Annotated in this window: 10 protein-coding genes, 1 tRNA gene, 1 other RNA gene and 1 other annotated feature (2 of these 13 only partly in view); of the genes, 3 read left to right on the top strand and 9 right to left on the bottom strand. The window is 41.7% G+C overall.

Features of this window, described 5'->3' with window-relative positions; translation table 11 throughout:
- From ACJ9PY_RS00135 to tadA, 7 genes are all read right to left on the bottom strand, one after another.
- Positions 1-149 carry the 5' portion of a pro-sigmaK processing inhibitor BofA family protein gene (locus ACJ9PY_RS00135; protein ID WP_370019689.1) on the bottom strand. 121 nt of this gene lie to the left of the window's left edge, so only the first 149 of its 270 coding nucleotides appear in the window; it begins with the start codon at positions 147-149; its stop codon lies off the left edge, out of view.
- Positions 150-253: 104 nt separating this feature from the next.
- Positions 254-472: a YaaL family protein gene (locus ACJ9PY_RS00130; RefSeq protein WP_034316261.1), complete on the bottom strand. Its 219-nt coding sequence runs from the start codon at positions 470-472 to the stop codon at positions 254-256.
- 20 nt (positions 473-492) lie between these two features.
- The gene (gene recR, locus ACJ9PY_RS00125; RefSeq protein WP_034316264.1) at positions 493-1,089 is read right to left on the bottom strand and encodes a recombination mediator RecR; all 597 of its coding nucleotides are present in this window, start codon (positions 1,087-1,089) and stop codon (positions 493-495) included.
- Between the two features lie 60 nt (positions 1,090-1,149).
- On the bottom strand, positions 1,150-1,467 hold the full coding sequence (locus tag ACJ9PY_RS00120) for a YbaB/EbfC family nucleoid-associated protein (protein WP_048688709.1): 318 nt from the start codon (positions 1,465-1,467) through the stop codon (positions 1,150-1,152).
- A 21-nt stretch (positions 1,468-1,488) separates the two neighbouring features.
- Positions 1,489-3,177 carry a DNA polymerase III subunit gamma/tau gene (dnaX, locus tag ACJ9PY_RS00115; RefSeq protein ID WP_054398423.1) on the bottom strand — a complete coding sequence of 563 codons (1,689 nt, stop codon included), beginning with the start codon at positions 3,175-3,177 and terminating at the stop codon, positions 1,489-1,491.
- Between the two features lie 184 nt (positions 3,178-3,361).
- An RNA gene (ffs, locus tag ACJ9PY_RS00110) (signal recognition particle sRNA large type) lies at positions 3,362-3,626 on the bottom strand.
- A gap of 146 nt (positions 3,627-3,772) precedes the next feature.
- A complete protein-coding gene (tadA, locus tag ACJ9PY_RS00105; protein ID WP_255294719.1) occupies positions 3,773-4,279 on the bottom strand; it encodes a tRNA adenosine(34) deaminase TadA in 507 nt (168 codons plus the stop codon).
- 139 nt (positions 4,280-4,418) lie between these two features.
- On the opposite strand from tadA, the gene ACJ9PY_RS00100 reads away from it, so the two are divergent.
- The 3 genes from ACJ9PY_RS00100 to ACJ9PY_RS00090 all read left to right on the top strand — a co-directional run bounded on the left by ACJ9PY_RS00100 (position 4,419) and on the right by ACJ9PY_RS00090 (position 6,453).
- Positions 4,419-4,964, top strand: a complete 546-nt coding sequence (locus ACJ9PY_RS00100) for an isochorismatase family cysteine hydrolase (protein ID WP_411739329.1) — start codon at positions 4,419-4,421, stop codon at positions 4,962-4,964.
- A 180-nt stretch (positions 4,965-5,144) separates the two neighbouring features.
- Complete coding sequence (locus ACJ9PY_RS00095; RefSeq protein ID WP_063589582.1) at positions 5,145-5,804, top strand: deoxynucleoside kinase; 660 nt, start codon at positions 5,145-5,147, stop codon at positions 5,802-5,804.
- Positions 5,782-6,453: a deoxynucleoside kinase gene (locus ACJ9PY_RS00090; RefSeq protein ID WP_034316271.1), complete on the top strand. Its 672-nt coding sequence runs from the start codon at positions 5,782-5,784 to the stop codon at positions 6,451-6,453. The genes ACJ9PY_RS00095 and ACJ9PY_RS00090 overlap by 23 nt, the downstream gene beginning before the upstream one ends.
- Positions 6,454-6,574: 121 nt before the next feature.
- Here the strand turns inward: ACJ9PY_RS00090 and ACJ9PY_RS00085 are convergent.
- A tRNA-Ser gene (locus ACJ9PY_RS00085) sits at positions 6,575-6,667 on the bottom strand.
- A 132-nt stretch (positions 6,668-6,799) separates the two neighbouring features.
- Positions 6,800-8,077 (bottom strand): serine--tRNA ligase, encoded by a 1,278-nt coding sequence (gene serS / locus ACJ9PY_RS00080; RefSeq protein ID WP_034316273.1) that lies wholly within the window; start codon positions 8,075-8,077, stop codon positions 6,800-6,802.
- A gap of 63 nt (positions 8,078-8,140) precedes the next feature.
- Positions 8,141-8,156: a binding site (T-box leader), on the bottom strand; it runs 209 nt beyond the window's last position.

The raw sequence follows: 8,156 nt of genomic DNA, 5'->3' as shown, positions 1-8,156 counted from the left end.
TTCAAAAAGAACAAAAATGCTGCACCGATAATGACCTTTATAATGCCCTGCCCTATGAACCGGACAGGTCTTAATGGGGCCCCGATAATGAGGAGCATTAAAATCAAGCCGCCAACTATGGCAACAAAGACAACTGGTTCCAAACTCATTCCTCCCCGCAAGCTTGTACTAAACTTATATGAAGGAAACGCTGGATTAAGAACCGAAAAAAATGGCCATGAGGAACAAACAATCCTTCACAGCCATTTCCTTATCATCTTTTTAAGCGAACATTCCTTCTTTTAACTTCCCTGAATAAGTAGAAATATTTCACTTCCGCCAGTCTCGTTTGGGCGATTACTTCCTCAGATGGATCAACGCTTTTTTCAAGTAATGATTTTTGATTATGCCAATTCCATTTCAATTGTTCAAGCTCTTCGATTAATGAATCATTGAATTCATTCCGAAGTTTCTTTTTTTTACGAAAGAACAAGTGAAGTCCTCCCAGCTATCTTATATTTCTCTTCTTCCTTCTATTGCTTTTGATAGCGTCACTTCATCCGCATACTCCAAATCTCCGCCAACAGGAAGTCCGTGGGCAATTCGGGTCACTTTGATGCCTGATGGTCTAAGCAACCGGGAAATATACATGGCTGTCGCTTCACCTTCAATGTTAGGATTAGTGGCCAAAATTACCTCCAGCACTGTTTCATCTTGCAGGCGCTTTAATAAATCAGGAATATTTATATCTTCCGGACCGATTCCGTCCATCGGGGAAATACTGCCATGCAGTACATGGTATAAACCATTGAACTCTCTCATCTTTTCCATAGCTATAACATCTTTCGGGTCCTGAACCACACAGATCAAACTTCTGTCCCTCTTTTGATCTTCGCAAATATAGCAGGGATCTTGATCTGTAATATGACCACAGACTGAGCAATACATAAGATTCCGCTTAGCATTAACAAGTGCTTTTGCAAAATCCAAAACAGTATCTTCCTTCATGCTTAATACATGAAAGGCTAATCGAGCAGCCGTTTTAGGACCAATCCCCGGCAATTTCATAAAACTGTCAATGAGCTTGGAAATTGGTTCTGGATAATGCATCGAATTCCTCCTAAAAATTTCAAAAGAAACCCCCTGAAAGGAAGTTTCTTTTGAACTTGCTTAAAACATACCCGGAAGGTTCATTCCCTTAGTGAATTGTCCCATCGTTTGGTTTGTCATTTCTTCCGCCTTTTTCAAAGCATCGTTAGTGGCAGCCAACACTAAATCCTGAAGCATATCGATATCATCCGGATCGACAACTTCCGGTTTGATGACTACATCGACTATTTCTTTATGTCCAGTCACGATGACCGTTACCATTCCGCCGCCGGCAGTTCCTTCAACCCTTTTTTCACCTAATTCTTCTTGTGCTTCTGCCATCTTCTTTTGCATCTTTTGCATTTGTTTCATCATGTTCTGCATATTACCGCCGCGCATACCCATTTTCCTTACCTCCAATTATTCTTTAATTTCAAGTAAATCATCGCCGACTAATTTTCTAGCCTCTGCTATAAAGGGGTCTTCTTCTTTTGATTCCGTTTCTTCTGGACCGTCGAACTGCTGTGTTGAGATGAAGTCCTCCCGCAACCTTTGCCACTGGCTTTCCGGAACTCCAGCTATCTCCATTCGGTGTCCGGTCAATTGCTGCATGATCGAGGCTATCACTTCCACGAAACGGTTATTTTCCATTGCCATTTGACAATGAATATCATATTTGAATTTTACCACAAAAGCTTCAGTTGACGCAGCAACAGGTTCTGCCTCCGTTAATAAAGCTGCCAATGACTTTTGGTTTTGCAGACCTAACTGTTCAAGCACTTCCCCCCACTTACTTTTCACAGCATTAAGACCTGGCTTTGTAGCTTGTTTCAAAACTTGATTGATCTTTCCGGCAGGTGCTTTATATGACTTTTTAACGGCCCTTTGCGCCTTAGCCTGCTCTGCAGGTTTTTCTGCCATGGCTGCCGGAATGCCGTTTTTCTGCATTTCGAGTAATTTCTTCTCTAAATCTTCTATTTTCTGCTGCAGCTGTTGAAGCTGCCCGTTATCAATTTGATTTGGCCTTTGCTCATTACATAACTTGACAAGTGCCACCTCAAGGAAAATCCTTGGATGATTTGTCCATTTCATGTCTTGCTGTGTTTGATTGAAGCTTTCAATTATGGAGTAAATCGATTCAGAAGAAATTACTTCTGCCAATTCCTTGAATTGGGGATCTATCAAAACACGCTCGAAGGATTCTGCCAGTGCCGGTGCCGTTTGAAACAAAAGCATGTCACGGAAGTAATAAATCATGTCTTCTATGAACCTAGCCGGGTCTTTTCCCATGGCCAGCAATTCTTCAAGGACTTCAAGTGCCACCGCTACTTCTTTATCATATATAGCTTTTGCCAGCCGGCTTAAAAACGCTTGCGAAACAGATCCGGTGACAGTCAATGCATCTTCCACTGAAACTGTCTCCGAACTGAAGGATATCGCTTGATCAAGAAGGCTTAGTGCATCCCGCATCCCGCCTTCGGCTGCCCTCGCAATGATATGCAGGGCTTGTTCATCACAAGAAACACCTGTTTCTGCAATGATTTGTGACATCCGGCCAACTATATCTTGAGGCTGGATCCGTTTAAAATCAAACCTTTGGCAACGGGAAATGATCGTTAGTGGAATCTTATGAGGCTCAGTCGTCGCCAATATGAAAATCACGTGCTTCGGAGGTTCTTCCAATGTCTTTAAAAGCGCATTGAACGCCCCTTGTGAAAGCATATGTACCTCATCAATGATATAAACTTTATATGTAACCGCGTTAGGTGCATATTTGACCTTATCACGAATGTCACGGATTTCCTCGACACCATTATTGGATGCTGCATCAATTTCTATAACATCTGATATGGAGCCATCGGTGATTCCGCGGCAGGTAGCACATTCGTTACAGGGCTCACTTGTCGGTGCATGCTCACAATTCACTGCTTTTGCTAGAATTTTGGCAGCACTTGTTTTCCCTGTTCCACGTGGACCGGAAAATAAATAGGCATGTGAAACCTTTTGCCCGACCAAAGCATTCTGCAACGTTTTCGTCACATGTTCCTGTCCGACTACATCAATGAATTGTTGCGGCCGCCATACCCGGTATAATGCTTGATACCCCACGGAAATCCCTCCTTCTTTTCTCCATCTTGTTTATTATACATTACTGATTTCCTTAATATCAAAGTCTAAAATGAAATTTCATCATTACCTCATTTTTTTTCAAAAATACCAAGCACTTTACCTTCTTGGCATAAAAAAAAACCCACCCGATACGAATGAGTTTTTTGTTTATGTAAAATAACTGCCGTGCACCTTCTGTCGATTAGCAACCATAAGCGTTACTTAAGCAGTTAGCTCGGCCCAGGCAACCCTGCGGCACATGAGAACTTCCACTTAATGCTGCTTCCTTCCGGACCTGACATGGTTCATGGAGTCCCATTGCGCAGGACCCGGGCGTCAACGCCACTTACTTAAGGCAGGCCCTACAGAATGCTAACCTCGAGAAGGGATTCAACCTCGCTAGAGCGGATTGCGAGTACAGGGCACCGCTACCTCCCCGTCTAGCACGGCAAAAGTAATACCAATTTCAAAGCGTCATTACGACGCATAATTCATTATACTAAGGTAACAAAAAAAACGCAAGTGTTGTTCTTGGACAGTTCAATTCCAAATTTATCAAATGAAGCAAAGATTCATCTTCAACATTCGTTTTCACTTATTTATTTTCTTCAACAAGCTTGAGTGCCTGCTCTCTTTTCAACGTTTTCTTTCTATCCCTAAGCTCTTTAAAAAAAGAAGTCAAAATCCAGCCGCACTCTTCCCCCAATACACCGCTGGTTACATCACATTGATGGTTAAAGCGTTCATCTCGAAGTAAATCCATGAATGTGCCTGCACAGCCAGCCTTTGGATCATGCGCTCCGAAAACAACCCTTTTCACCCTTGATTGCAAGATGGCACCGGCACACATCGGGCAAGGTTCCAGCGTTACATATAATGTCGCATCTTCAAGACGCCAACTGCCAGTAGCACGGCAAGCCTCATTGATTGCAAGGAGCTCCGCGTGTGCCGTCGCATTCTGTTCCGTTTCCCTCAGGTTATGCCCCGTCGAAATAACTTGATCATCTATTACGATTAAAGCGCCAATCGGCACTTCATTCAATTGCCGCGCCTTTTTTGCTTCCTCTAAGGCTAAATTCATGTAATGAACATCATCCTTCAAAAAAAAACCCCCTCATATTAAATAGGAGTAAACAGACAAATATAAGACAAAATAAAGGTCATACTACTTATTCTAATGAATAGTAACGCATTCGGCATATGTGCTGCAAGTAAATTCTCATAATACAGGAGGATATACCATGAATCGACCTGAATCGCCTTCCTTTGCATTGCTTATCATTGATATGATCAATGACTTTGACTTCAAATACGGGAATATGCTCCTTTCACATACGAAACTTATCGTCGATCCGATCTTGAAATTAAAGAAGCAAATGAAAGAAAAAGGTTTTCCAATCATTTATATCAATGATCATTATGATTTATGGCAGGCTGACTTCGATAAAATCATTGATAAATGTAAAAATGAAGGTAATGCCTCATTAATCGAAAGAATAAAACCGCAACAGGACGAATTTTTCCTCATCAAGCCGAAGCATTCAGCATTTTATGGGACGGCACTCAATACACTGCTTAAACAATTAAACGTGGATACCCTGATCATTACTGGCATAGCTGGCAACATCTGCGTGCTATTCACGGCCAATGATGCCTATATGCGGGAATATAAATTATGGATTCCGAAGGATTGCATTGCTTCTGCATCAAAGGAAGATAATCATTATGCATTAAAAATGATGAACCATGTTCTCAAGGCATCCATAAAACAAGGTGAAGACATGTAAGCATTCAATCGAATAAGGAATTAATCTACATACCTCCCCAATTAACACTCTTTCATTCTCTTTCTTTATCAACCTGACAAAAATGTCACTAAAGTCCCAAGTCTGTGATACAATATCTCTTGGCGAAAATCCTATGACCGGGAATTTTAGCTTGATACCTCATGAAGGAGGACAGATTGGATGAAATCCACCCCATTTATCACTGTCGAAGGTCCAATCGGCGTGGGAAAAACATCACTCGCAAAAGTTATCGCAGATCATTTTCAAATTTCATTATTAAGGGAAATTGTCGATGAAAATCCATTTCTCGGGAAATTCTATAAAGATATTGATGAGTGGAGCTTTCAAACAGAAATGTTTTTTCTGTGTAACCGTTATAAACAATTGGAAGATATCGAAAAAAAGTATCTTACTAACGACCAAGCCGTAGTGGCTGATTATCATATATTCAAGAACTTGATATTTGCTGAAAGAACGTTAAAGAACGAACAATACAATAAATACCTTGAGATATTCAATATTTTAACACGGGATATGCCTGAACCTAATATGGTGATTTATTTAAACGCAAGCCTTGATACTCTTCTCTCCCGAATCGGTAAAAGAGGTCGGGAAATCGAAGAAAATATATCCTCCATTTATTTAGAGCAGTTATCCGCGGATTATCGAACATTCATGGAAACATTCGAGAAACAGCACCCTGACATCCCTGTTCTTACATTCAACGGAGATGAGCTGGATTTTGTCGGGAACAAGGATGATTTGAAAACGATAATCAGCCAAATAGAGAATGCCCTGCACAAAGGAGTAAAGTCAAATGAACTTACGAAAGAAATATAATATTCCAAACAACGCCGTCATTACGATAGCAGGGACGGTTGGCGTAGGAAAATCGACCATGACCAATGCGTTAGCCGATGCCCTTCAATTCAGGACATCATTTGAGAAGGTTGATACGAACCCCTACCTGGATAAGTTTTACGATGATTTTAATCGTTGGAGTTTCCACCTGCAAATCTATTTCCTCGCTGAACGTTTTAAAGAGCAAAAAAAAATCTTCGAATATGGCGGCGGTTTTATCCAAGACCGTTCCATTTATGAAGACACCGGGATATTTGCAAAAATGCATTATGAAAAAGGCACGATGAATGACGTGGACTACGAAACGTATACAAGCCTTTTCAATGCCATGGTAATGACGCCATACTTCCCGCACCCTGATTTACTTATCTATCTCGAAGGTTCGCTCGATGATATCCTCAACCGGATCCAAGAGCGCGGCCGTCCAATGGAACAGCATACCCCAATTGAATATTGGCAGGAAATGCATGGCCGTTACGAAGAATGGATCGATCAATTCAACGCCTGCCCTGTCCTTCGATTAAATATAAACGAATATGATCTTATGCAGGATGAAGCAAGTATCGAACCTCTTATAAAACGGATTGCCGAATATATGGAGCAAACCAAGTTGTTGCGAAATGTGTAAAACAGAAAAACCACCGGTTATCCGGTGGTTTTTTAATATATTAGAAAACAAAAATTCCGTTACATAACTGTAACGGAATTCATCGATATCCAATTTATGCGCTGTGGTTATTAATAAGTTATGGAGGAGGTAGAGGGATTCGAACCCCCGCGGGATTTGACTCCCCTGTCGGTTTTCAAGACCGATCCCTTCAGCCGGACTTGGGTATACCTCCGTATCAACATTTATTATATTACATGGAATTAAAATCAAAGTCAAGCCCTCTATAAAGTTTTTTTAAAATAATTTTCAAACTTTGATAAAAAGGGGAATCAGCCTCTTTAACCAGAAGCTGATTCCCTTTGACTTACGGTTTAATGACTTCCGCACCGCGCATATATGGACGTAATACTTCAGGAATGATGACACTGCCATCTTCCTGCTGGTAATTCTCCAAAAGGGCAGCGACTGTACGGCCGATTGCCAAACCTGATCCATTTAGGGTATGGACGTGTTCCGGTTTGCCTTTTGCATCACGTCTGAAGCGAATATTGGCCCGTCTAGCCTGGAATGCTTCAAAGTTACTGCAAGAAGAAATTTCGCGGTACGTGCCATAGCTCGGGATCCAAACCTCGATATCATACTTTTTAGCAGCTGTGAAACCAAGATCTCCTGTACACATGCTTAGCACTCGGTATGGAAGACCCAGCAATTGGAGGACCTTTTCGGCATGACCTGTAAGGTTTTCCAACTCTGCATAGGAATCTTCCGGCTTCACGAACTTCACTAGTTCAACTTTATTGAACTGGTGCTGACGAATTAGCCCCCGCGTATCACGACCCGCAGATCCTGCCTCTGAACGGAATGAAGCACTGTATGCCGCATAGCTAATCGGCAGATCGTCCGTGCTCATGATTTCATCACGATGGAAATTTGTCACCGGCACTTCAGCTGTAGGAATCAAGAAGTAATCATCACTTTCAATACGGAAAGCATCCTCTTCAAATTTTGGCAATTGACCTGTCCCGGTCATGCTTGCACGGTTCACCATATATGGCGGCAGCATTTCTTCATATCCGTGTTCCTCAACATGAAGGTCTAACATAAAGCTAATTAGTGCACGCTCCAATCGAGCACCAAGACCCCGATAAAATACAAATCGGCTTCCGGTCACTTTTGCTGCCCGTTCAAAATCCAGGATGCCTAGATCTCCAGCTACATCCCAGTGTGGTTTCGGTTCAAACTTGAATTCAGGTAACTCCCCCCATTTACGGATTTCGACATTATCGTCTTCCGTCTCACCAACAGGCACGCTTTCATGCGGTATATTAGGAATGGAAAGAAGTAATGTTTCTAATTGCGCTTCCACTTCACGAAGCTCATCATCGAAACCTTTTATACGGTCACCGACTTCACGCATTTCCGCAATCAACTGATCTGCATCTTTTTTCTCCCGTTTCAATATGGCCACTTGCTGTGAAACTTCATTTCTTTGGCTTTTTAACTTTTCCGTTTCAGCAATCAAGGTCCGGCGCTTTACATCCAGTTCCTCGAATTTTCCTAAATCAGTTAAATCTTCACCTCTGAATTGCAATACACGCTTCACTTCTTCAAAATTATTTCTTACATATTTCAAATCCAACATTTCAGTTCCTCCTTAATGTTTTTGATGATTTATCAAAGAACGCAAAAAACTCCCGTCCCCTGAAGAAGGGACGAGAGTT

It is taken from the genome of Peribacillus sp. S4, from assembly GCF_046715815.1.
Taxonomy (GTDB): domain Bacteria; phylum Bacillota; class Bacilli; order Bacillales; family DSM-1321; genus Peribacillus; species Peribacillus frigoritolerans.
This window is presented reverse-complemented; position numbering and strand designations above follow the sequence as displayed.

Excerpts from the sequence above, each read along its gene's own strand:
- ACJ9PY_RS00095 (WP_063589582.1), top strand. The coding sequence starts at position 5,145 with ATGAAATCCACCCCATTTATCACTGTCGAAGGTCCAATCGGCGTGGGA.
- recR (WP_034316264.1), bottom strand. The coding sequence starts at position 1,089 with ATGCATTATCCAGAACCAATTTCCAAGCTCATTGACAGTTTTATGAAA.
- ACJ9PY_RS00090 (WP_034316271.1), top strand. The coding sequence starts at position 5,782 with ATGAACTTACGAAAGAAATATAATATTCCAAACAACGCCGTCATTACG.
- ACJ9PY_RS00120 (WP_048688709.1), bottom strand. The coding sequence starts at position 1,467 with ATGCGCGGCGGTAATATGCAGAACATGATGAAACAAATGCAAAAGATG.
- serS (WP_034316273.1), bottom strand. The coding sequence starts at position 8,077 with ATGTTGGATTTGAAATATGTAAGAAATAATTTTGAAGAAGTGAAGCGT.
- ACJ9PY_RS00100 (WP_411739329.1), top strand. The coding sequence starts at position 4,419 with ATGAATCGACCTGAATCGCCTTCCTTTGCATTGCTTATCATTGATATG.